The organism is Bacteroides caecigallinarum (genome assembly GCF_016902295.1).
In the GTDB taxonomy this organism is placed as follows: Bacteria; Bacteroidota; Bacteroidia; order Bacteroidales; family Bacteroidaceae; genus Phocaeicola; species Phocaeicola caecigallinarum_A.
Map to the genome: position 1 here is coordinate 1 of NZ_JACJLQ010000158.1, position 462 is coordinate 462.

Sequence of the window (462 nt, forward strand, 5' to 3'; positions counted from 1 at the left end):
ATGTTGGCAATAAAATTTATAAGAATATGACCTACAGAGAATTAAGTATCTATACTAACATAAATATTATGCCAACATAACAACGAAAGAACAGCCTGTTCTTCGGAAGCGTGAAAGGAATACAGAACTCCGCAATCTATAATACCTTTATAGAAACCTGCAAACAGGCAGGAGTCTCCTTCAGGGATTACTTCTGCAAGCTGCTCAGAGAATTAAAAAAGGGAAGAACGGATTACGAAAACCTTCTTCCAATGACAATATGCAAATAATAATCGTTAAATTTGTGGACTCTTTTTTAGACGGGTGCCTGTTGGCGCCCGTCTAAAAGGGGCTACCCTAAAATTGGAAACTTACACTTGAGGTGCTAAAGTCATTAATCCTTTTATGCCAGTAAGCCATGTTTTGCCTCAGTGACTCAGATCGTTTTTTCCTTTACCCTTATCCGACTGATATGCGAAAGAG

The 462-nt window shown here is 38.3% G+C and carries 1 pseudogene; it reads left to right on the forward strand.

Annotation, left to right across the window (positions count from 1 at the left end):
- Window positions 1–80 precede the first annotated feature (80 nt).
- Window positions 81–269: pseudogene (locus H6A27_RS15710) on the forward strand (IS66 family transposase); the annotation flags it as partial.
- Window positions 270–462 lie beyond the last annotated feature (193 nt).